Here is a 24046-nt window from a genome sequence, read left to right as displayed (position 1 = left end):
AATCTATAAACTCCAGTAAAACCTACCGGTAATTTTATTTCTATAGATACCTTTTAAATCCGCAATGATCGCATTGGGTTTAGTGATGCTTTCAAAATAAGCATTGTCTAATGATTTGTAATCATTGTGGGGCACTGTTATTAACACTGCGTCATAATCATTACTGATCGTTGGAGTTAATTCAAATCCATATTCATGCAACAACTCTTCGCTTTCTGCATGAGGATCTGTAATATCAACATTTAAAGAAAATGATTTTAATTCTTTAACCACATCAGCCACTTTTGAATTTCTTATATCACTTACGTTTTCTTTAAACGTGGCACCCATCAATAATACTTTTGCGTTCTTGACATTTCCATTATTCTGTATTATGTGCTGCAGTATTTTTTTTGCGACATAACCTGCCATTCCATCATTAATAGAACGACCTGCCAAGATCACCTGACTATCGTATCCTAGTTTTTTTGATTTATAGGTAAGATAATATGGATCTACGCCAATACAATGTCCGCCTACCAAACCCGGTTGAAACTTAAGAAAATTCCATTTAGTACCTGCTGCTTCCAATACTTCAAAGGTGTTGATATTCATCCTATCAAAAATCATTGACAGTTCATTCATTAACGCAATGTTTAGATCTCTTTGTGTATTCTCAATGATCTTTGCCGCTTCGGCTACTTTTATACTTGATGCTCTGTGAACACCGGCTGTGACAACAAGTTCATACACTTTTGCCACTACATCCAAAGATTCTGCATCACAACCGCTTACCACTTTTACTATCTTTGCTAAAGTATGTTCTTTGTCTCCCGGGTTAATTCTTTCCGGAGAATATCCCGATTTAAAATCTATCACATTCTTTAATCCCGATAAATTTTCAATGATCGGCAAGCAATCCTCTTCCGTACAACCTGGATAAACAGTACTTTCAAAAACTACATAATCGCCTTTGCTTATTACTTTACCTACTGTTTCACTGGCTCTCTCTACAGGAATAAGATCAGGAATATTATTTTCATCAACCGGCGTTGGCACAGCTACAATGTAGAAACTTGCTTGCTTTAAAACCTCCAGATCATTGGTAAATTCAATATCACAACCATCAAATGCGCTGCTTTCCAATTCCTGACTCGGATCAATGTTGTTACGCATCATTTCAACACGCTTTGCATTGATGTCAAATCCGATCACTTTTATTTTTTTAGCAAATTCCAATGCAATTGGCAATCCCACATATCCCAGCCCAATTACAGCTAACTTCTTTTTTTTGTCTAATAAATCCTGATACATCGTAGGTGATTGAAAAGATTTCGTTGTAAATTATTTTTTGCTCTCGAATTCTTTCGGCATTTTATACAACTCTTCTTTCGGTAAATTTTTAAAATATTCGTACGTTATTTTTAAACCTTCTGCTCTTGCAACTTTAGGTTCCCAGTTCAATAATTTTTTTGCCCTGGTGATATCTGGTTTACGTTGTTTCGGATCATCTGTAGGCAGTGGTTTGTAAACGATCTTTTGATCTGTCCCTGTGAGTTTAATAATTTCTTCAGCAAAATCTTTTAAAGAAATTTCATCAGGGTTGCCAATGTTTACAGGCTGTACATAATCACTCATCAACAATCTGTAGATACCTTCTACCAGATCATCCACATAACAAAAACTTCTGGTTTGGCTGCCATCACCAAAAACGGTCAAATCTTCTCCACGTAATGCCTGGCCAATAAATGCCGGTAAGGCTCTGCCATCATTTAGCCTCATTCTTGGACCATAGGTATTAAAGATCCTTATGATCCTGGTTTCAACTTCGTGATATGTGTGATACGCCATTGTTATAGCTTCCTGAAAACGTTTTGCCTCATCGTACACTCCTCTGGGGCCAACCGGGTTTACATTACCCCAATAATCTTCTGTTTGTGGATGCACCAAAGGATCGCCGTATACCTCACTGGTGCTTGCCACCAATATTCTTGCTTTCTTTTCTTTCGCCAATCCAAGACAATTGTGCGTTCCGAGAGAACCTACTTTTAAAGTTTGTATAGGAATTTTCAAATAATCTATCGGGCTTGCCGGAGATGCAAAATGAAGGATATAATCTAAATCACCGTGTATGTGTATAAACTTTGTTACATCATGATTATAAAATTCGAAATCTTCTAAAGGGAAAAGATGTTCGATATTTTTAAGATCGCCTGTGATCAGGTTATCCATCGCAATTACATGGTACCCTTCTTTAATAAAGCGATCACATAAATGTGAGCCTAAAAATCCCGCCGCCCCGGTGATAAGTATTCGTTTTTTCATTTGAGGTTTTATTATATTATTTTACAACTTTTCTACCAATACTTTCATAATGATAGCCTAGGTCTTCCATTTGTTTCAATCCAAAAAGATTTCTGCCATCAAAAATCACTTTGTTTTTTAATGCTGATGATATCATCTCAAAATCAGGCGTTCTGAATTCACTCCATTCGGTTGCAATTACCAATACATCCGCATTTTCCAGTGCAGCATATTGATCATTTGCATAGGTAACTTTATCTCCGATCAATTGTTTTACATTAGCCATTGCTTCAGGGTCATACACGGCAACAGTAGCTCCTGCTGCCACTAATTCATCAATTATATATAATGCCGGCGCTTCTCTGATATCATCAGTGTTTGGTTTAAATGCAAGCCCCCACAAAGCAATTCTCTTTCCACTTATGTCATTATTGAAATAAGCTTTTATTTTAGGCAACAGATGTAATTTTTGTTTTTCATTTACATCCATTACTGCATCTAATATTTTAAACTCGTAGTTTACTTCTGCAGATGATTTTGCTAACGCCTGTACATCTTTAGGAAAACAACTTCCCCCATATCCTATACCAGGGAACAAAAATCTTTTTCCTATCCTTTCGTCACTACCGATTCCTTTACGTACCATATCAACATCTGCACCCAACAATTCACATAACTGAGCTATTTCATTCATGAACGTAATTTTGGTTGCCAGAAATGAATTGGCCGCATACTTAGTAAGCTCCGCACTTCTTTCATCCATAAAAATGATCGGATTGCCTTGCCTTACAAAAGGAGCATATAATTCATTTAAGATTTCTTTCGCTCTTTCAGATGATGTTCCTATTACCACCCTGTCCGGTTTCATAAAATCATCTACTGCTACCCCTTCTCTTAAAAACTCCGGATTACTTACTACCGCAAACGATTTTTCATCCGCACCATTGGCAATTAACGCTGCATGCACCTTATCTGAAGTTCCAACAGGCACAGTACTTTTATCAATGATAACTTTAAAATCATCAGGTTGAATTAGTTTACCTAATTCTGCAGCCACCCCAAGAATATATTTCAAATCTGCACTCCCATCTTCTCCCGGAGGTGTAGGCAAAGCAAGAAAAATTATCTGAGCACCTTTGATACCATCTGCCAATGAAGTGGTAAAATGCAAACGGCCTTCTTTTTGATTACGCAAAAATATTTTCTCAAGTCCGGGTTCATAAATAGTGATCTGCCCGGATGATAGTTTGTCAACTTTACTTTTGTCTATATCAACACAAGTAACTTTATTGCCAGTTTCAGCAAAACATGTTCCGGTAACTAATCCTACGTATCCTGTTCCAACTACTGTTATTTTCATCTCTAATATTTGTTATTTATTAATAAATTCTAAAACATTTTCTACAATAAAATTCTGCTGTTCTTCGTCCAATTCTGTATGTATGGGCAAAGAGATCACTCTTTCTGTCAACCAATCGGTAATTTCTAAATTATAACTGCTGCCACCAAAAGCCTCAAACATCTGCTGTTTGTGACACGGCACAGGATAATATATCATTGATGGTATACCTCTTTCGGCTAAAAATGCACTTAATGCATCTCTGTCTACCCCTTCCAATACTAATGTGTATTGATGAAAAACATGTTTGCTGTAAGCAGCTCTGTATGGAACTGTTACTTTAGGATGATTGACAAATGCCTTATCATAAAAATCAGCAGCCTTTCTTCGTGCTGCAATATACTCATCCAAATGATTCAACTTTATATCCAATATAGCTGCCTGTATAGCATCTAATCTGGAATTACACCCTACCAGATCATGGTAGTATCTTTTGCTTTGACCGTGAGCGGCAATTTTCCTTAACTTATCTGCCAGAGCATCATCATTGGTAAAGATAGCCCCTCCATCTCCATAAGCACCTAAATTTTTAGATGGATAAAAGGAAGTAGTACCAATATGACCAATACCTCCGGTCTTTTTAACCGTACCATCGCTGAAAGTATAATCGCAGCCAATAGCCTGTGCATTATCTTCAATTACATACAAATTATGCTTGTTTGCAATAGCCATGATCTTTTCCATTTCCGCAGCATGTCCGTACAAATGAACAGGAACTATTGCTTTGGTCTTTGGCGTAATCGCTTTTTCGATCGCCTCCGCATCGAGGCAAAAAGTTTGCTTATCAACCTCTACAAATACGGGCTTTACTTTAAGAATAGCCGCCGCCTCAACAGTAGCAATGTATGTAAACGATGCGCTGATAATTTCATCTCCGGGCTGAAGATCTAAGGCCATCATGGCAATTTGCAATGCATCAGTACCATTGGCACATGGAATTACATGTTTAACTCCATTATATGTTGCCAGGTGCTGAGCAAAGTCATTTACTACCTTACCTCCAATAAATTGAGAACTCTCCAGCACCCCTATAACAGCAGCATCTACCTCCTTTTTTATCTTTTGATACTGTGTTTTAGTATCAACCATTTGTAATGGTCTCATAATATTCAACTTTTTATAAAGCGCCAAAGATAAGATTTGCACGGCTATTTATAAAGGATGATTTCCGGGCTTTTTACAGTGTAATAAGTGTATTTTTGGGTAAATTTCATCATATTGGGTATTTTTCTATATAATTTGTTTGTTTTATTCTATTCGTTGGGAATAAGAATTGCGTCGTTATGGAATACTAAAGCCAAGCTTTGGGTGAATGGCAGAAAAATGTTCCCTGTAGTAAAAGAGCCGATTTCTGTATGGATGCATTGTGCCAGTTTGGGAGAATTTGAACAAGGCCGACCGGTTTTGGAAGAATTAAAAAGAAATGACCCCTCACTAAAAATTGTTCTTACATTTTTTTCCCCATCGGGATACGAGGTAATGAAAGAATATAAAGGGGCTGATCATATTTTTTATCTCCCTTCAGACTCTCCCTTTAATGCAAAAAAATTCATTGACAATATCAACCCATCACTTGTTTTATGGGTGAAATACGAATATTGGTTCTATTATCTGCACGAATTAAAAAAACGCAATATTCCTACACTACTGATATCGGGCATTTTTTTACCAAGCCAACCTTTCTTTAAATGGTATGGCGGATTATGGAAGAGAATGCTCAGCTGCTTTAACCATTTATTTATTCAGGATGAAGAATCAAAAGAACTTCTGAGCACCATCAATGTTAAAGAAAATATTACAGTAAGCGGCGATACAAGATTTGACAGAGTAATAACGATCGCAGAAAAATTTGAACCAATAAGCCTTATCGATAAATTTTGTAAAGACAGTAAAGTAATTGTAGCAGGAAGCACCTGGGAAGAAGACGAGGCTGAATTGATCCATTACGTCAGAATTAATCCCAATATAAAATTTATTATCGCTTCGCATTCAATTGACAGCGAAAATTTAAAAGACGTAAAAAAAGAATTTAAAGGGGCTGTTTTTTATTCTGAATTAGTATTAGCAGACCAACAATTGCAATCAGATAACTTGATACGATCTACCAATATATTGATCATAGATAATATTGGCATGTTATCAAGATTGTATAAATATGCTGATATAACTTACGTTGGTGGCGGTTTTGGTGATGACGGGGTACACAATGTACTGGAAGCGGCCGTGTATGGAAAGCCGGTTGTTTTCGGGCCTGAGTTTGAAAAATATCTTGAAGCTGAAGAACTGATCGAATCCGAAGGCGGTATTACCATCAATAATGCATTGGAACTGGAAAATGTATTTAATAAATTATTTTCAGATGAGACTGAAATAAAAAAGAGAAGTGAGTGTGCAAAGAACTACGTGTACTCAAATGCAGGGGCCACTAAAAAGATCGTTGATCATATTTACAAAAACCGTCTTTTAACCAATTGATCGAATTGCTTCACAGTTTCCTGGCTATCGCTCCACCCCAGTTTTGTTTTTAATTCCCTGCGTATCCAATATTCGGCCTCCGGCCAGATAGAAAAACTATTAATTGTTTTTATGCTACGTTCGTACATAGCCTCATCTCCTCTGAACAATTCATTGATGTATAAGAATCTGTCGTTAACACCGATCGCCTTTTTCAGATCTTTTACCGGCGCATCTGTTAATTTCTCACTTAATTCTATCTTTTCTATTTTTAAAACATCATTAACCGATACCGATTCTTTAGCTACCGCCTGGTTAATCTCTTTCTTTTCAGGCTGTGATTGATTACTATGTTGACGTAATGTAGGAGCCTCCTCGTCTATTGACTCAAATAACAACTGAGGTTTGCTATGTACAGTTATCTGTTGAATATTTGCTGCATTTCTTTTTATCTCTTCCAGTTCCGCTTCAATTTCCTCTTCATTTACCTGTAAAACCTCTACAGTTCTTTCTTCTTCCACAGGAGTTGCCGGCTGCTGAATGGGTTCAGGATTCACTCCTACAGGCATAGACACAGACACAGATTCGCTCACTCCTCCTGAGGTTTGCAGATGCATTAATTCATGCTGCATCATCTGTACAGTAAGCAAAAGCTGAGCAGGCGAAGCGCCGTCCTTAAATTGCTGTTGTAGCTTTTGTAAAAGAGTTTCCACTCTGTCCATAAAACACTGTTAATTGTTTGTTCCAAAATTAGTTTTGGTTAATGAGCCAAAACTATAATCTTTGCAATTATAGGCTTAAAGTTACTAACTGAATTTAAAAAAAATATATAAATGTTTATAGAACCAAATTTAAAAGGCGAAAGACGTGGTTGGATCGAGGTTATTTGCGGTAGCATGTTTAGTGGAAAAACAGAGGAATTGATAAGAAGGCTGAAAAGAGTGAAGATCGCTAATTTGAAAGTGGAGATTTACAAGCCGGCTATAGACGTAAGGTATGATGAGGTAAAGATCGTAAGTCATGATGCCAATTCAATTCATAGCGTTCCTGTAAAAAATTCTCAGGAAATTCTTATGTTGGCACAAGATGTAGATGTAGTAGGTATTGACGAGGCTCAATTTTTTGATGCTGAGATCGCTAATGTGTGTGAACAATTGGCTTCCAGGGGAATAAGAGTGATCGTGGCCGGATTGGATATGGATTACTTGGGTAATCCTTTCGGACAAATGCCTAATCTCCTGGCGAAAGCAGATTATATTACCAAACTACACGCTATCTGCGTTAAATGCGGAAACATTGCCAATATCAGCTACCGTAAGACAGCACAGAGTGGCCAAGTACTACTAGGCGAAAAAGATATTTATGAGCCAAGATGCAGGCATTGTGCACAGGAAGGAATTGCTTAACGAAGTTTAAGTCAACCCTACTTCAAAATGTCTTTCAGGTATAGTAATATCTGTAAAGCCTTTTCTGGCTAGCCTCGTTTTGAAATCTAATTGCACTTCATATTCACCATGTACCAAAAACAGCTTGTCAACTTCTTTAGGATTTTGACAGGCTAAAAATTGGCATAGGTCATCATAATCTCCATGAGCACTCATACTACGCACTGCTCCTATTTCTGCATTCACTTCATGCAATACGCCAAAAATACTCACCTCTTTATTTCCCTGCATCAATCTTCCTCCTAAAGAACGAGGCTCACAATAACCTGTTAGCAAAATAGTATTCCGGCTACTTTCAATATTATTACTGATATGATGTTTGATCCTACCGGCATCAGCCATACCACTTGCAGATATGATCACACATGGACCATTTTTATAGTTAAGCATTTTTGACTCCTCTACAGACTTCACATATTTCAACCCCCTGAAACCAAACGGATCCCTATCGGTCTCCAATACTTTTTGAATTTTTTTATTAAAATATTGAGGGTAATGTTTTACAATTTCTGTGGCTTTTATACTCAACGGGCTATCGACAAAATATTCTAGTTCGGGTAACCTATTCTCCAATTCTAGTTGATTCAGAGCAAATAATATTTCTTGTGTTCGCCCCACACTAAATGCGGCAACGATCAATTTCCCTTTTTTTTGAAGACAGGATCTTTCGATCCACTCCAATAATTGATCAGGAGTGGTGTGTGTTTCATCGTGTAAACTATTTCCATAAGTAGATTCTATAATGATGTAATCTGCCTGTGAAAATTCCTTCGGTGATTTTAAGATCACATCTCTGTATCTGCCCACATCACCGCTAAAAGTCAATCGTTTTGTTTTGCCGTTTTCCGTAACTTTTAAATGTACTGCAGCGCTACCTATAATATGGCCTGCATCAGTGTACATCACTTCTATATTCTCATCGATCTTAAACCATGTATCATACTGTACTTCTACAAAAGCATCCATTGCATTGAGTGCATCAATTGTTTCATATAAAGGCTTCACATAAGGCAACCCTTGTTGTGCTCTTTTTTTATTTTCATACTTGGCATCATTTTCCTGTATACCTGCAGAGTCTTCGAGCAACGCTGCTGTCAATTCCCTAGTGGCAGGAGTACAAAATACCTTTCCGCCAAAACCATCTTTTATTAATTTCGGAATAAGACCACTATGATCTATATGTGCATGTGATAAAATAAGATGCGTTACTTCTCCCGGCTCAAAACCCCAATGACGATTCATGCCATCGGTATCTTTACCCATGCCCTGAAACATACCACAATCCAATAAATATTTTTTACCATTACTAAGCGAAAGCAGATGCTTGGAACCTGTTACAGTTCTTGCTGCACCATGGAAAGCTATTTTCATCGTTAATTATTTAATTGTTTGTTACACGATTTTTTATGCCAGCATCACAATTATATTATCAATAACTTTTGTATGCTATTAATTTTTCTTGGCTTTGAATGACCATGTAATATAGAACTCTGCCACCAATTCTCCTGCACTATTTTTACCCGTTGACTTTACTTTAACAATCCTGCTTTCGCCGGTTTGTATAGCTTCGTCAACCGTTTCTGCAATCAATTTTCCATCTTCGCAAATAAATGCTGTGGGCCCTATAGCTTTTTTAAAATAATTAGCTTCCATACTTACCACTAACATTGATACAGCAGGTTTTCTTTTGTACGTGTTCATCATGGCTAACAAACCTGTGCTCAACTCTGCAGCCATTGCCAAGCAGGCAAAATAAGTTGATTTAAAAGGATTTTGTGAAAACCATTTATACGGCACCGTTACTATTGCTTTTTCTCTGGAAATACCTAATACGCTTACGCCGCTGAAAAATGCGGAAGGCAATTTAGAAAATAGAAATAGCCTGAATTTAATTGGATGTTTTACAAGGTCTATGAAATATTGTCTGCCATCTATCATAATAATAATATTATTATTGCTTATCAATCTCCACTACACATCCCACTACATTATTCTTTTCAGATGCATCGGCTTTAAAATATATAGCGCCTGTATTGGTACTGTTATATTTTACATTTTTGATAGATGCAGAACTGATCACTTCATTTAATTTACCGGCAAAACTTGATTGTGTACTTGAATTAATAGCTGTGTTCAACGCATTATAATCGAGAGGTTGTTTACTCACCACCACTCCCATAAAATCTTTATTTCCCACTTCATCGGCTCTGATCGATTCTTTACGTGGAAATAATCTTGTACCAGTAATGCCACAATAGGGCGAGTGAATTGGTTTGTAGGGAAACAACACAAAGCTGCTGCCATCTGCTTTTGGTGTAAATAAATAGATATAACACTCGATGGCATTTTTAATTTCTATTTTAAATTTAGTTCCTTTTTTGATGGGAGATGTGGTTGCAAAAGTATTGCCGCTGCTTACTCTTAATGGTATATTTTGCTTGGTGTCATTATCTACCAAGCCCACACTACATTCAAAATCTACATTCAATGCAGCTCCTGATTTTGGCATTGGATCAACTCCATACGCCTCTCTAACGAATTGTTTAAAGTCGCCATATTTTACCCAGCCGATTCCATTTTCACCCCACTCATGTCCCCAGCTATTCATTATCTGAAAAGCACCACCTTCTAATCCGTCATCATAACCTATCACACACAGCGCATGCCCGCCAAAACCCATTTGCGAATAATCATCACTGTTAGGATGCCATACTTTTTGCCCCAGCATGCCTTCCATAAAACTGCCTCCCACCATCATCCCAATTACTACCGGGGCATCTTTTGCCAAATGCTCTTTGATGGCCCTGAGATTCAGGTTACTTACACCATCATCTTCTGTTAACCTATTAAAGCCATGCATTTTATTTTGTGCGGCGAAATTCCATAAGTTCTGACTGGCCCCTCTGGAACAATCATTTTCATCATAAGGAAACTGGTCAAATGGCACAGCACCTTTTTGTGTCATAAATTCCATCGCTTTTATAATATATGACCCCTGACAACCATCTAACCCGATCTGATTATATAAAAATGCCGGACTAAATGCAACAGAATTAGGATCCTGCAATTTACTACTGCTTTCTATGATAGTACGGGCAGCATAGCCGCTACTCCAGGCAACACAACTACCTTGTTTTCCCTGATTTTTTCTGTCTGGTGCAAACCTTTCTAAAGAAACTCTTTCGGGCAAAGGATTTTTTGTATTGTCATCTTCCAATCCTTCGTAAACGCTGGCCTTTTTAAACTCGTTCGGATCCAGTTTTCCTCCTTTTGTAAACTGCGATACCACCTCACTGACCCCCGAACATGATTTACTATTCATCATAAAATATCCGGCAGCAACGATCAATAGTATCCAGATGATACCTTTGCCACCTCCCCGAAACAAACTAAATAGTAACGGAATAAAATTTAACAAGCCTCCGCCGCCACCGGTAAAGCCTCCTTTTCCTCCGCCACCGGAGTTACTGTCATTATCGTTATAATCCTTTTGATCCTGTGGATCGTCTACCATTTCTAAAGGCATAGCAAAAAATTTAAATTTATTCTTATTTGAAAATAACGTTTTTGATTAAGTAATCTACAAAATTTGAGGGTAGATACAAAATAAAAAAGCTATGTATGATATAAAATCACACATAGCTTCCTTTCTGTTTGTTGATATATTTATACTACTTGATTTTTTAACAGATCTTCAAACACATCTCTTTTTCGAATCAATTTTGCTTTTCCATCAACTACTAATACCTCTGCAGGTTTTAATCTTGAATTAAAATTAGATGACATTTCAAAACCATAAGCACCAGCATTGTAGAATACCAGGTAATCACCTTCTCTTACTTCATGTAATTTTCTATCCCATGCAAATGTGTCTGTTTCGCAAATATTACCTACCACAGTGTAAATTCTTTCTGCGCCGGTAGGGTTACTTACATTTTCAATATGATGATACGCATCATACATCATCGGACGAATCAAATGATTAAAACCGCTGTTCACTCCTGCAAAAAGCGCTGCCGGTGTCTGTTTGATCACATTTGTTTTTGTTACCAGATAACCACACTGACTTACCAGATATTTACCAGGCTCAAACCATATCTGTAATTTTTTACCTGCTTCTTTTTCATATTCTGCCAATGCAATAGAAACTTTTTCTCCTAAAGTATTTACATCTGTTTCTGCATCTCCGGGTTGATACGGCACTTTAAATCCACTTCCAAGATCAATGAACTTCAGGTCAGGAAAATGGGTGGCAATACCAAACATTACTTCCAATCCTTCCAGAAAAACATTGATGTCTTTGATCTCACTTCCCGTATGCATATGTATGCCGGTAACATTCAGTTTGGTTGTTTTTACAATCCTTTCAATATGCCTCATTTGATGCACAGAGATACCAAATTTGCTATCAATATGCCCGGTACTGATCTTGTAATTACCTCCAGCCATAATATGCGGATTCAAACGAATACACACAGGATAGCTATCTCCGAATTTGTTGCCAAACTGTTCCAAGATCGAAATGTTATCAATGTTGATATGTACTCCTAATTCTTTTGCCTCTACGATCTCTTCAAAATCAACACAATTAGGTGTAAACAAAATATTAGCTTTATCAAAGCCTGCCATTAAGCCCAGTTTAACTTCGTTGACACTTACACAATCCAATGAAGCTCCTAATAACTGGATATATTTTAAAACATTAATATTGGTCAAAGATTTACATGCATAAAAAAAATGTGCATCACAACCTTTAAATGCCTTCTTCAGTTTATTATATTGTTCTGCAATCTTTTCTGCATGATAGATGTACACAGGGGTTCCAAACTCGTTTGCGATCTCAATTAACTGTTGATGTGTTAGTTTTTTTGACATTTTTTTAATGGTTAAATGGTTATTTTTTTTCTTAATAAAAAAGGTATGAAAAGTTTCCGTTTCATACCTTAGTTTACATTCTTTATATACATAAGTTTATGATTCGGATTGATCCTCTTCCTTATCCTTTATCTGTTTATCTTCTTCAATAATTTCACCTTCGGTAGTTACCGCCAATACTGTTTCTTCTTCTATTATTACAACTTCCTCTTCTGTAGGTGCTTCTATAACTTCGTCGGCACTTCCTTCAGTTTCGATAATTGTTTCCTCGGCAGCCACAACTTCTTCTCCACTATTATTTACCACGGTAGCCTGCACTAACTCTTCCATCAATACTTCACTTATTTTAGGCAGATCATCTGTACTGTTAATTCCAAAATAGTCCATAAAAGATTTTGATGTGCCGTAGATCAGTGGCTTACCTACAGCATCTTCATTTCTTCCGGAAATAACGATCAGATCTTTTTCCAATAACTTTTGAACAGCATAATCACAGTTTACACCACGAATCGACTCTATCTCACTTTTAGTGATCGGTTGTTTATAGGCAATAATAGCAAGCGTTTCCAACGCTGCAATGGACAGCCGTTTTAAAAATTTATCGCCGTTTAATTGCGCTACGGTTTTGTGGTATTCTTTTTTGGTCAAAAACTGCCACCCGCCACCGCTTTGTTTCAATTCAAAAGCGTAGAATTCGGCATTATACTTTTCATATATACCCTCAATAGCAGCATCTACCTGTTCAGCAGTTGCTCTGTCATCTATGAATCCCATGGCATTATTCAGCAACTCCGTTAACTCAACATTGGTCAATGGCTTATCGCTTGCAAATATCAAGGCTTCAATATGTGGTATAATTTGAGAAAGTTCCATGTATTAATTTGGTGATTTAAAGATTTGAAGATTTGGAGATAATTGCTCAATTCCCAAATCTCCAAATTTTCAAATTAGTTTTATCCATTCAGTGCTGCTGCTCCACTCACAATTTCTGTCAACTCTGTTGTAATAGCCGCTTGTCTTGCTCTGTTGTAACTGATCTTTAAAGATTTCAACAATTCGTTTGCATTGTCACTTGCCTTATCCATTGCTGTCATTCTTGCTCCATGCTCACTGGCATTGGCATCCAACACTGCTTTAAACAATTGTGTATTCAATATCTTAGGCATCAACTCTGCGATCAACACCTCTTTGCCCGGTTCAAAAATAAAATCTGATTTTTTCTCTCCTGATTGCTGTGCCACTTTTTGAACAGGTAAGAAAGATTCAGCAATGAACATTTGTGTTGCAGCATTTTTAAATTCACTGTACACCAATTCTACCGCATCAATTTCTTTATTGGCAAAAGCATCCATTGCATACTTTGCAGCGGCCTGCACTTTATCAAAACTTAAGCCTGTAAAAATATCCCAGTATTTATCAACTACTTTAAATCCGTTTTTTGTAAAATGCTCATACCCTTTCTTCCCTATCGGCAATACTTGAACATTTCCTTTTGCACTTTGGGTACTGTATTTGTCCTTAATGGTTTGTTTGGCCAATTTTATCAGGTTACTGTTATAACCACCGCAAAGACCTCTATCACTGGTAACAACAATGATCAATACTTTTTCAACCGATCTTTCTGCTGCCAGGGAGATATCCACATTTCCATCTCCTCCACTGATAATATTGCTCAGCATTTCCTGCAGCTTTTGAGCATAAGGACGCATTTGAGTAATAGCATCTTGTGCTCTACGCAATTTTGCAGCACTCACCATTTTCATGGCTTTAGTAATCTGCTGTGTGCTCTGAACACTTTTAATTCGGTTACGTACTTCTTTTAATGCACCTGACATATCTGATACCTTGTTAAAAAATTAATACTTAGCTTTCGGGGTGCAAAAGTAGGGCAAAATATGTAAAATCAGGTATAAATTGAACAAATGTTGGCAATAAACCTACTTCAAGGTGATCGTTACCGGATTTAACGCATAACTAATGGTCAATTTTCCCCCTTCAGTGGTATTTTGCTGGAGTTGCCTTCTACGATAAAGAGTGGCCGAAATTGATAATGTTTTGCCTTTTTGACGCAATAGCTGAAGAACTGGAATTGTAATGGTTCCGGGTGCATCTACGGCACTATGTGTAATACTGAAGCTTGAGTCAGTATTGGCAGAAGCCAATTTTATGTAATCCTCCCCTGATAAAGGCGGTGTTTCATATTGTATGATCAAAGGCTGTTTTTTTTCTGCAGTAACAGGCACATTTACCAACTTAAACTGATCAAAAGAAAATTCATTTTCAAATTTTTTATTGTTGATATCAGTGAAAATAAAATGATGTTTGCCATAAAACCTATTAACCGGCTCATCGGTTCTGTAAAATGCTCCACTGTAATCGCTACTATCTACTTGTATAGGAGTTCCATCTAATTCAACCTTACTAGGGGTGGTTAGTACCAATGTAGTCCCCTTTTCGCCTGCAAACCTGAACTGCGAAAAAACTCCAACGCTTTGCTCACCTTGATTATAACTTACACTGTATTGCTGATATATTTTATCCTGCGCCACATCTTTGCTTTCACCTATTTCACTACTGGTACAGCCAACAAAAGCTATTGATAAAATACCGGTAACTAAAATTTGAATAATTGTATTGCGATTCATATATAGGGTTTATTAATTAATAAGACAAAACGTAAAAAGTAAGTTAACAAAAGCATAAATCTGAGTATCAACCTACTGCATAAGAATTTCCTCCAAACCCATCTTTAATCACTACCTGTAAACTAACAACAAATTTGTACCTTTGCTGCCCCGCAAAACGGGACAAGGCTGTCAATTTGGCTATATTTATAATTAAGCATCAAATTTGACTATGCAAGTAAATCAAATAATAAACATACACAATACCCAATAATACTGAATTTATGATAGGCTTTATATCGAAATTATTCGGAGGTAATAAAAGTGAGAAAGACATAAAAAAAATAACTCCGCAAATTGCTGTCATAAATCAGCATTTTTCTCAATACCAATCTCTATCCAATGATGAATTGAGAAATAAGACTCAGGAGTTTCGTGGTCGCATTAAAGCATACCTGAATGCAATCGAAACTGAGATCAATGCTAAAAAAGAAGCAGCAGAAAATTTACCTGTAGAAGAGATCAATAACCGTGATATCATTTATCAGGAAATAGATAAACTTAAAAAAGACAAAGACAAACAGATCGAAGAGATCCTGAATGAGATCTTGCCGGAAGCTTTTGCCGTAGTAAAAGAAACTGCCCGTCGTTTTAAAGAAAATTCTACGCTTGAAGCAACCGCAACAGAATTAGACAGAACGTTAGCCGTAAAAAAACAACATATCTCTATTGAAGGGGATAAATCTATTTATAAAAATACCTGGTTGGCTGCAGGTGGTGAAGTTACCTGGAACATGGTTCACTATGATGTTCAGCTGATCGGTGGTGCGGTTTTACACTCCGGAAAAATTGCCGAGATGGCTACCGGTGAGGGTAAAACGCTGGTAAGTACTTTGCCTGCTTATCTAAATGCATTAGCTGGCGAGGGAGTACATATTGTTACAGTGAATGATTACCTGGCCCGTAGGGATAGCGAATGGAACGGACCGATCTTTGAATGGTTAGGTATCACTGTTGATTGTATTGATAAACATGAACCAAATAGTGATGCAAGAAGAGATGCATACAATGCAGATATCACCTACGGAACTAATAACGAATTTGGCTTTGATTATTTGAGAGATAACATGGTACACAGTCCCGATGAAATGGTACAGCGCAAACATCATTTTGCGATGGTGGATGAGGTGGATAGTGTATTGATAGATGATGCCCGTACGCCTTTAATTATCAGTGGACCGATCGGACACAATGATAATATCCAACAATTCTTTGATCTGAAACCTCGTATTGAAAAATTAGTAGAGGCGCAGAAAAAAGCAACCAATCAATTTTTAATTGAAGCAAAAAAGAAAATTGCCGAAGGCAATGATGATCCTAAAGACGGTGGCTTAGCATTGATGAGAGCCCACAGAGGGTTGCCAAAGAACAGTGCTTTAATCAAATTCCTGAGTGAACCGGGAATGAGAGTGAAATTACAGAAAAGTGAAAACTACTACCTGGCAGATCAACAAAAAGAAATGCCTAAAGTAGACCAGGAATTGTATTTCCACATAGATGAAAAAAATAATCAGGTGGATCTTACTGATAAAGGTATTAACCTGATCACCGGCGCCGGAGAAGATCCTGAATTCTTTATCCTTCCTGATATCGCTACTAAGTTAGCTGATATTGAAAAAGCATCTTTGAGTGCAGAAGAAAAATTACATAGCAAAGAAATTTTATTGAATGAATATTCTTTGAAAGCAGACAGAATACATACCATCCAACAATTATTAAAAGCCTATACCTTATTTGAAAAAGACGTGGAGTATGTGGTAATGGATGGTGCTGTTAAAATTGTTGATGAACAAACTGGTCGTATTTTAGATGGTCGTAGATATAGTGATGGCTTACATCAATCGATTGAAGCAAAAGAAAATGTAAAGATCGAAGCCTCTACACAAACCTACGCTACTGTTACTTTACAGAATTATTTCAGGATGTATCACAAACTGTGTGGTATGACAGGTACTGCAGAAACAGAAGCAGCTGAGTTGTGGGATATCTACAAATTAGATGTGGTAACTATTCCAACTAACCTGAAAGCTATCCGTAAAGATGAACAAGACCTGGTATATAAAACCAAGAGAGAAAAATACAAAGCGGTTATTGATGAAATAGAGCGTTTACGCCTTGCCGGCAGACCTTCATTGGTTGGTACAACATCTGTTGAAGTAAGTGAATTATTAAGCAGAATGTTGAAACAAAAAAATATCCCTCACAATGTATTAAATGCGAAACAACATGCTAAAGAAGCACAAGTAGTTGCTGAAGCAGGTTTGGCAGGAGCTGTTACCATTGCAACCAATATGGCTGGCCGTGGTACGGATATCAAACTCGGACCTGGTGTAAAAGACGCAGGTGGTTTGGCCATCGTTGGTACAGAAAGACATGAGAGTCGTCGTGTTGACAGACAGTTACGTGGTCGTGCCGGTCGTCAGGGAGATCCTGGTAGCACACAATTTTTTGTGAGTCTGGAAGATGACCTGATGCGTATGTTCGGCAGCGAACGTATTGCCGGATTGATGGACAGAATGGGATACAAAGAAGGTGAAGTAATTCAGCACAGCATGATCTCTAAATCTATTGAAAGAGCACAGAAAAAAGTAGAAGAAAATAACTTCGGTATTCGTAAAAGATTGCTGGAGTATGATGATGTGATGAACAAACAACGTAATGTGGTGTACAGTAAACGTAACCATGCTTTGTTTGGAGAAAGATTAGCATTAGATCTTGATAATGCTTTCTATTCTGTTGCAGAAGGGCTTATTTATTCGTTCAGAGAAAGTGGCAACTACGATGATTTTAAACTGGCTGTAATTTTAAATTTCGGTATTGATACCACTGTAACTGCTGAAGAGTTAGAAAAAGGCGATATCAATATGATCGCAGAGAAATTGTATAGCGAATCAAAGACCAATTATAACAGAAAAACAAAAGCTATTGCAGAGCAAACCTATCCGATCATTAAAAATATCCGTAAAGAACAAGGCAGTCATATAGAAAATGTAGCTGTGCCTTTTACTGATGGTAAAAAAATGATGCAAGCATTGGCTAATCTGGATAAAACAATTGCTACTGAAGGAGCAGAACTTACCAATGCCTTGGAACGTAGTATCACATTAGGTTTGATTGATGATGCCTGGAAAGAACATCTACGTGCTATGGATGATCTGCGTCACAGCGTACAAACAGCAGGCTACGAACAAAAAGACCCGTTGGTTATTTATAAGATAGAAGCATTCAACGCATTCAAGCAAATGGATGACCAGGTGAATAAAGATATCGTAAGCTTCCTTTGTCATTGCTCAATTCCAGTTGAAGAAACCAATGCAGGAAAAATAAAAGAAGGCAGAGAGCAAAAAACTGATATGAGCAAGATGAATGTAAATAAAGCTCAGGTTGATGCTGTAGGTGCTGATTATGCAGCTAATGAAAGAGATTATTTCGATCCGTCTGATCCGATTCAAAAGCATGAACCTATCAGAGTAGAAAAAATGCCAGGTAGAAATGAACCTTGCCCTTGTGGTAGTGGCAAAAAATACAAACAATGCCACGGAAAAGAAGCTTAAGAATTTGAATAATAATAAATGAATAGCCCCCGATATAAGTCGGGGGCTATTCATTTATTGCATTTTTTGCAGAAAAAGTGAAAGAAAACCTTAAATTTGATATTTACAATAAGATTGTATGGCAACAGAAAAAAAGATTATTAGTTATTTACCCGATTTCAGCAGCTCTCCTCGTATTGATCAGGTAGGTATTGAAGAAAGAGCTTCTCGTTTTACCAAACGCAGCATTAAGAATGAAACCAAGATGAATGGTTTACTGCTTACCCTTAATATGATCGACCTAACCACACTGGAAGGAAAAGATACACAGGGGAAAGTAAAACAAATGTGCTACAAAGCCCAGCATTTACATGATGCTTATCCTGGCTTACCAACAGTAGCAGCAGTTTGCGTATATCCTTCAATGGTAGCTACTGCAAAAAAAGCGCTGGGTAATTCCGGTGTTAAAGTGGCGGCTGTAGCAACCGCTTTCCCTAGCGGACAAGCTCCTCATGATGTCAAAATTCGTGACACCAAATTTGCTGTACAAAATGGTGCTGATGAAATTGACATGGTGATCAGTCGTGGTAAATTTTTAGAAGGAGAATACAATTTTGTATTTGATGAAATAGCTGCGATCAAAGAAGCATGCGGTGATGCAAGACTAAAAGTAATTTTAGAAACAGGCGAACTGGTTACTTATGACAAAGTACGTCGTGCCAGCGATATCGCTATGTATGCAGGTGCTGACTTCATTAAAACTTCTACCGGAAAAATTTCCCCGGCCGCTACAATGCCCGTTACATTGGTAATGTTAGAAGCAATCAGAGATTTCTATTATAAAACAGGTAAAAGAATTGCAATGAAACCTGCCGGAGGTATTTCCACGGCCAAACTAGCATTGCATTACTTAGTAATGTTGAATGAAGTATTAGGTGAGGAATGGATGAACAACGAATGGTTCAGGTTTGGTGCAAGCAGTTTGGCAAATGATGTATTAATGCAGATCATGAAGCAAAAAACCGGCGTTTATCAGGGAAAAGATTATTTCTCATTAGACTAAAATCGTTTAACGTTTAAATCATTTAAGGTTTAACGTTAACGAATCAGAAAAAAAATTAAATAAATGGTGATAACGTTAAACGATGTAATCGTTGAACGACTTAAACGAATATCTCATGGCAAAAGCAGTTAAAAACAATACAATAAAATTGAAATTTGATAGTGCAAGAAACCTTGCGCCGGCTCCCGAAAGCAAGAGTGCTGCCAAAATAAATCCGCAGTATGATTTATTCATCAACGGCAAATTTGAAAAGCCGACATCAAAGAAATATTTTGACACAATCAATCCTGCAACAGAAGAAAAATTATCCAGTGTGGCAGATGCAAATGCTGCGGATGTAAACAAAGCGGTGGTTGCTGCCAGAAATGCATACGACAAGACATGGAAAAAGATGCCTGCGAAAGAAAGGGCAAAATATATTTACAGAATTGCCCGTATGGTGCAGGAAAGAGCAAGAGAATTTGCCATCATTGAAACATTAGATGGAGGTAAGCCAATCAGAGAAAGCCGTGATTTTGATGTGCCAACTGCAGCAAATCATTTCTTCTACTATGCAGGCTGGGCTGATAAATTAGAATATGCATTTCCGAATCGTACTGCAAATCCTTTAGGTGTAGCCGGACAAATCATTCCATGGAACTTTCCTCTACTAATGGCTGCATGGAAAATTGCACCGGCATTAGCTACAGGCAATACAGTAATTTTAAAACCTGCGGAAACCACACCCTTAACAGCGTTAAAGTTGGCTGAAATCATCCAGGAAGCAGACCTTCCGCCCGGTGTGGTAAATATTATTACCGGTGCCGGAGATACAGGTGCTGCAATCGTTAATCACCCCGATATTAATAAGATAGCCTTTACCGGTAGTACCAATGTTGGCAAGATCATACAACGTGCTATTGCAGGTACTAATAAAAAAGCCACACTTGAATTAGGTGGAAAAGCAGCCAATATCATTTTTGATGACGCTCCGCTGGATCAGGCTGTTGAAGGTGTTATCAATGGGATCTTTTTTAACCAAGGACATGTATGTTGTGCCGGTAGCCGTTTGTTTGTACAAGAGTCTGTTGCTAAACAAGTGATACAAAAATTAAAAGACAGAATGGAAACATTGATCGTTGGTGATCCATTAGATAAGAATACTGATATCGGTGCTATCAACAGCAAAGAACAATTAGCTACCATCGAAAAATATTTGGCCATTGGTAAAAAAGAAGGTGCTGAAATGTATCAAAGTTCATGTGCTATCCCTCGTAAAGGATTTTTCTGCAGACCAACCATTTTCACCAACGTAGCTCAGTCCAACAGAATTGCTCAGGAAGAAATTTTTGGACCGGTATTAACCATCCAGACTTTCAGAACAGATGATGAAGTAATTGAAAAGGCTAACAATACACCATTCGGCTTATCTGCTGGTGTATGGACAGATAAGGGTTCTAAAATATTTAACCTGACCACCAAATTAAGGGCTGGTGTTGTTTGGGCAAATACTTATAATAAATTCGACCCTACCTCTCCTTTCGGCGGTTACAAAGAAAGTGGATATGGCAGAGAAGGTGGATTGCATGGTTTGGGAGCGTATTTAGATTTAGTCTAGTATATTATCTCTGTGCATAACCATTAAACGTTAAACGATTTAAACGACATAGTAAACATGGCAACTATAACAAACGATACAAGACTCGAAGTTTTGAAAACTTATAAAATATATATTGGAGGACAATTCCCACGTACAGAATCGGGTAGATATTATGTGGCAACGAATGCTAAAGGTGCTCCATTAGCTAATATGTGCCTATCCTCCCGTAAAGATTTCAGAGACGCTGTAAGCAATAGCAGAAATGCTTTTGGTGGCTGGAGTGGAAGAGCTGCTTTCAACAGAGGACAGATACTTTACCGTATTGCTGAAATGCTGGAAGGCAGAAAAGCGCAGTTCATTGATGAATTAATAAAACAAGATGTAACGAGAGCTGCTGCCGAAAAAGAGGTGAATCTCTCAATAGACAGATTGATCTATTACAGTGGCTGGTGTGACAAATTCCAACAACTATTTGGCTCCGTTAACCCGGTGGCCTCATCACATTTTAATTTTTCTGTACCTGAACCTACAGGAGTGGTAGCGGCTATTGCCCCACAAGACACTTCCCTATTGGGTTTGGTATCAATAATAGCACCGATCATTGCCGGGGGCAATACTTGTATTGTTCTGGCATCTTACCAAAAACCACTTTGTGCAGTTACCTTTGCAGAAGTATTGAATTCATCCGACCTGCCGGGTGGCGTGGTAAATATCCTTACCGGAAAGATAAGTGAACTGGCACCGTTTTTTGCAGATCACATGGATGTAAATGCCGTTGTTTTTTGTGAAAAAGATGTTGAGTTACAAAAGATGATACAAACGAAAGCCGCACAAAATGTGAAACGGGTAATTCAGTATGATAAAAAAAATTGGCTAACTGATAACGGTCAGTCTCCTTATTTTATCACAGATTTGCAGGAAATAAAAACAACCTGGCACCCGATAGAAAATATCGGCGGAGCAAAAGCAGGATATTAAAAAAGCAGTTAATGAAAATCGGAGTATTATTATTTTCTATTATAATTTCACTACAAGCCTATTCGCAGGATACTTTAAGCACTGATCTTTCTGCAAATGAAGAGGCAATGGGCACGGTTACGGTTTATAAGGATAGCCGCATGGATATTTTGGCAAAAAAAGAAGCGGAGTTTAACGACTCTAAATTACTGCCCAACGGAACTTATGCCATGAAAGGATTCAGGTTAATGTTACTTAGTACCAGCGACAGAGCAATGGCGATGAATATAAGAGCACAATTATTACAACGCTACCCCGACCAAAAAATTTACATGAGTTTTCAGGCGCCTTATCTTAAATTAAAATTCGGGAACTTTGTTGAAAAAACAGATGCGGAAAAATTCAAAAATGAAATTGCCCGTACTAAACTGATAACTACTAATATTTATGTAATACCAGAAATGGTAGAAGTAAAAGTAGATAACCAGAAGGACAAGGAAAAAGAAAAAGAAAATAAGTAATAAAAATAATATTGTGGGTGATTCATTACAACTTACTATAAAAAATCTGGCACATAAATATGCAGAAGAGTTTATTGCCATCCGTCGCCATCTGCACGCCAATCCCGAATTAAGTTATAAAGAATTTGAAACATCTGCATTCATTCAGCAAAAATTAACAGAGCTGAATATTCCTTTCGACATTAAAGCTACCACAGGAGTTGTTGGTTTAATTAAAGGCAAAAATCCTGAAAGCAGGATCATAGCATTACGTGGGGATATGGATGCATTACCGATCACAGAAGAAAATGACATTTCATATAAATCTACCAAACCCGGCATTATGCATGCCTGCGGACATGATGTACATACAACTTGTTTATTAGGCGCTGCAAAAATTTTACAGGAAACAAAAGACAGTTGGGAAGGTACAGTGAAATTGATCTTTCAACCGGGAGAAGAAAAAAATCCAGGAGGTGCCAGCATATTAATCAAAGAAGGAGTTTTACAAAACCCTGCTCCGCAAAGTATATACGCTTTGCATGTTCATCCCGGATTAGAAACAGGTAAACTAAGTTTTCGTGGCGGAATGGTAATGGCCAGCGCTGACGAAATTTATATCTCAATTAAAGGTAAAGGCGGCCATGCTGCTGCACCACATTTAACTGCCGACACCATTTTAATTGCGTCGCAGTTGGTAGTAAGCCTGCAACAAATTGTAAGCAGAAACAATAATCCATTCAACCCTTCTGTATTAAGCATTACTTCTGTTCAGGGAGGAAACACTACAAATGTCATTCCTTCAGAAGTGAAGTTGATGGGAACTTTCAGAGCGATGAATGAGGAATGGCGTTTTAAAGCGCATGAATTAATAAGAAAACAAGCTACCCAATTAGTAGAAAGCATGGGAGCACAAATAGATATAAAAATTGATGTAGGGTATCCTTTTGTATTGAATGACGAAAATCTATCTGCAACTGCAAGAACAAAAGCAGAAGAATATTTGGGCAAAGAAAATGTAGAAGAGACCGAATTAAGAATGGGTGCAGAAGATTTTGGTTACTATTCTCACCAGGTACCCGGATGTTTTTTCAGATTAGGTGCAGGCAATAAAACAAAAGGAATTACAAGCGGTGTGCACACCCCTACATTTAATATTGATGAAAATGCCATTGAGATAGGTATCGGAATGATGGCTTTGCTCGGTGCACAAGGATAGGCTGAATTAAAAATTAAAAATTGTTCTTTCTTTTTATAGTTGATCCACTTCTGAC

General features: G+C 37.5%; 20 protein-coding genes. 8 read left to right on the top strand and 12 right to left on the bottom strand.

Features of this window, described 5'->3' with window-relative positions; translation table 11 throughout:
• Nucleotides 1–3 precede the first annotated feature (3 nt).
• The 4 genes from LK994_RS07510 to LK994_RS07495 are packed head-to-tail and all read right to left on the bottom strand — an operon-like array spanning nucleotide 4 to nucleotide 4786.
• Complete coding sequence (locus tag LK994_RS07510) at nucleotides 4–1293, bottom strand: nucleotide sugar dehydrogenase (protein ID WP_229762278.1); 1290 nt, start codon at nucleotides 1291–1293, stop codon at nucleotides 4–6.
• Between the two features lie 30 nt (nucleotides 1294–1323).
• Nucleotides 1324–2304, bottom strand: a complete 981-nt coding sequence (locus LK994_RS07505; RefSeq protein ID WP_229762277.1) for a UDP-glucuronic acid decarboxylase family protein — start codon at nucleotides 2302–2304, stop codon at nucleotides 1324–1326.
• Between the two features lie 16 nt (nucleotides 2305–2320).
• Complete coding sequence (locus tag LK994_RS07500) at nucleotides 2321–3643, bottom strand: UDP-glucose dehydrogenase family protein (RefSeq protein WP_229762276.1); 1323 nt, start codon at nucleotides 3641–3643, stop codon at nucleotides 2321–2323.
• Between the two features lie 12 nt (nucleotides 3644–3655).
• Nucleotides 3656–4786: a DegT/DnrJ/EryC1/StrS family aminotransferase gene (locus LK994_RS07495; RefSeq protein WP_229762275.1), complete on the bottom strand. Its 1131-nt coding sequence runs from the start codon at nucleotides 4784–4786 to the stop codon at nucleotides 3656–3658.
• Between the two features lie 114 nt (nucleotides 4787–4900).
• Between LK994_RS07495 and LK994_RS07490 the strand changes: the two genes are divergently transcribed.
• Nucleotides 4901–6157 (top strand): 3-deoxy-D-manno-octulosonic acid transferase, encoded by a 1257-nt coding sequence (locus LK994_RS07490; protein WP_229762274.1) that lies wholly within the window; start codon nucleotides 4901–4903, stop codon nucleotides 6155–6157.
• On the opposite strand, the gene LK994_RS07485 is transcribed toward LK994_RS07490, so the two are convergent.
• Nucleotides 6130–6858, bottom strand: coding sequence for a hypothetical protein (locus LK994_RS07485; protein ID WP_229762273.1), 729 nt, complete (start codon nucleotides 6856–6858; stop codon nucleotides 6130–6132). The two genes, LK994_RS07490 and LK994_RS07485, sit on opposite strands and share 28 nt — an antisense overlap.
• Nucleotides 6859–6969: 111 nt before the next feature.
• Here LK994_RS07485 and LK994_RS07480 point away from each other — a divergent pair, with 111 nt between their 5' ends.
• On the top strand, nucleotides 6970–7542 hold the full coding sequence (locus tag LK994_RS07480) for a thymidine kinase (RefSeq protein WP_229762272.1): 573 nt from the start codon (nucleotides 6970–6972) through the stop codon (nucleotides 7540–7542).
• 6 nt (nucleotides 7543–7548) lie between these two features.
• On the opposite strand, the gene LK994_RS07475 is transcribed toward LK994_RS07480, so the two are convergent.
• The 7 genes from LK994_RS07475 to LK994_RS07445 all read right to left on the bottom strand — a co-directional run bounded on the left by LK994_RS07475 (nucleotide 7549) and on the right by LK994_RS07445 (nucleotide 15101).
• The gene (locus LK994_RS07475; protein WP_229762271.1) at nucleotides 7549–8952 is read right to left on the bottom strand and encodes an MBL fold metallo-hydrolase RNA specificity domain-containing protein; all 1404 of its coding nucleotides are present in this window, start codon (nucleotides 8950–8952) and stop codon (nucleotides 7549–7551) included.
• Nucleotides 8953–9030: 78 nt separating this feature from the next.
• Nucleotides 9031–9519 carry a DUF4442 domain-containing protein gene (locus LK994_RS07470; RefSeq protein WP_229762270.1) on the bottom strand — a complete coding sequence of 163 codons (489 nt, stop codon included), beginning with the start codon at nucleotides 9517–9519 and terminating at the stop codon, nucleotides 9031–9033.
• A gap of 13 nt (nucleotides 9520–9532) precedes the next feature.
• Nucleotides 9533–11107, bottom strand: a complete 1575-nt coding sequence (locus LK994_RS07465) for a C1 family peptidase (RefSeq protein WP_229762269.1) — start codon at nucleotides 11105–11107, stop codon at nucleotides 9533–9535.
• A gap of 140 nt (nucleotides 11108–11247) precedes the next feature.
• A complete protein-coding gene (gene lysA, locus LK994_RS07460) occupies nucleotides 11248–12456 on the bottom strand; it encodes a diaminopimelate decarboxylase (protein WP_229762268.1) in 1209 nt (402 codons plus the stop codon).
• A gap of 96 nt (nucleotides 12457–12552) precedes the next feature.
• Nucleotides 12553–13329, bottom strand: coding sequence for an SMC-Scp complex subunit ScpB (scpB, locus tag LK994_RS07455; RefSeq protein ID WP_229762267.1), 777 nt, complete (start codon nucleotides 13327–13329; stop codon nucleotides 12553–12555).
• Nucleotides 13330–13409: 80 nt separating this feature from the next.
• Nucleotides 13410–14291, bottom strand: coding sequence for an ATP synthase F1 subunit gamma (gene atpG / locus LK994_RS07450; RefSeq protein ID WP_229762266.1), 882 nt, complete (start codon nucleotides 14289–14291; stop codon nucleotides 13410–13412).
• A 102-nt stretch (nucleotides 14292–14393) separates the two neighbouring features.
• Nucleotides 14394–15101 carry a hypothetical protein gene (locus tag LK994_RS07445; protein ID WP_229762265.1) on the bottom strand — a complete coding sequence of 236 codons (708 nt, stop codon included), beginning with the start codon at nucleotides 15099–15101 and terminating at the stop codon, nucleotides 14394–14396.
• Between the two features lie 263 nt (nucleotides 15102–15364).
• Here LK994_RS07445 and secA point away from each other — a divergent pair, with 263 nt between their 5' ends.
• From secA to LK994_RS07415, 6 genes are all read left to right on the top strand, one after another.
• Nucleotides 15365–18694 carry a preprotein translocase subunit SecA gene (secA, locus tag LK994_RS07440; RefSeq protein ID WP_229762264.1) on the top strand — a complete coding sequence of 1110 codons (3330 nt, stop codon included), beginning with the start codon at nucleotides 15365–15367 and terminating at the stop codon, nucleotides 18692–18694.
• A 118-nt stretch (nucleotides 18695–18812) separates the two neighbouring features.
• Nucleotides 18813–19736: a deoxyribose-phosphate aldolase gene (gene deoC, locus LK994_RS07435; RefSeq protein WP_229762263.1), complete on the top strand. Its 924-nt coding sequence runs from the start codon at nucleotides 18813–18815 to the stop codon at nucleotides 19734–19736.
• A gap of 115 nt (nucleotides 19737–19851) precedes the next feature.
• Nucleotides 19852–21333 carry an aldehyde dehydrogenase family protein gene (locus tag LK994_RS07430; protein WP_229762262.1) on the top strand — a complete coding sequence of 494 codons (1482 nt, stop codon included), beginning with the start codon at nucleotides 19852–19854 and terminating at the stop codon, nucleotides 21331–21333.
• Nucleotides 21334–21390: 57 nt separating this feature from the next.
• Nucleotides 21391–22293 carry an aldehyde dehydrogenase family protein gene (locus LK994_RS07425; RefSeq protein WP_229762261.1) on the top strand — a complete coding sequence of 301 codons (903 nt, stop codon included), beginning with the start codon at nucleotides 21391–21393 and terminating at the stop codon, nucleotides 22291–22293.
• 11 nt (nucleotides 22294–22304) lie between these two features.
• The gene (locus tag LK994_RS07420) at nucleotides 22305–22793 is read left to right on the top strand and encodes a hypothetical protein (protein WP_229762260.1); all 489 of its coding nucleotides are present in this window, start codon (nucleotides 22305–22307) and stop codon (nucleotides 22791–22793) included.
• A 13-nt stretch (nucleotides 22794–22806) separates the two neighbouring features.
• Complete coding sequence (locus LK994_RS07415) at nucleotides 22807–23991, top strand: M20 metallopeptidase family protein (protein ID WP_229762259.1); 1185 nt, start codon at nucleotides 22807–22809, stop codon at nucleotides 23989–23991.
• The last annotated feature ends 55 nt before the right edge of the window (nucleotides 23992–24046 follow it).

The sequence above is a fragment of the Ferruginibacter lapsinanis genome (assembly GCF_020783315.1).
Classification (GTDB): Bacteria; Bacteroidota; Bacteroidia; order Chitinophagales; family Chitinophagaceae; genus Ferruginibacter; species Ferruginibacter lapsinanis.
This window is presented reverse-complemented; position numbering and strand designations above follow the sequence as displayed.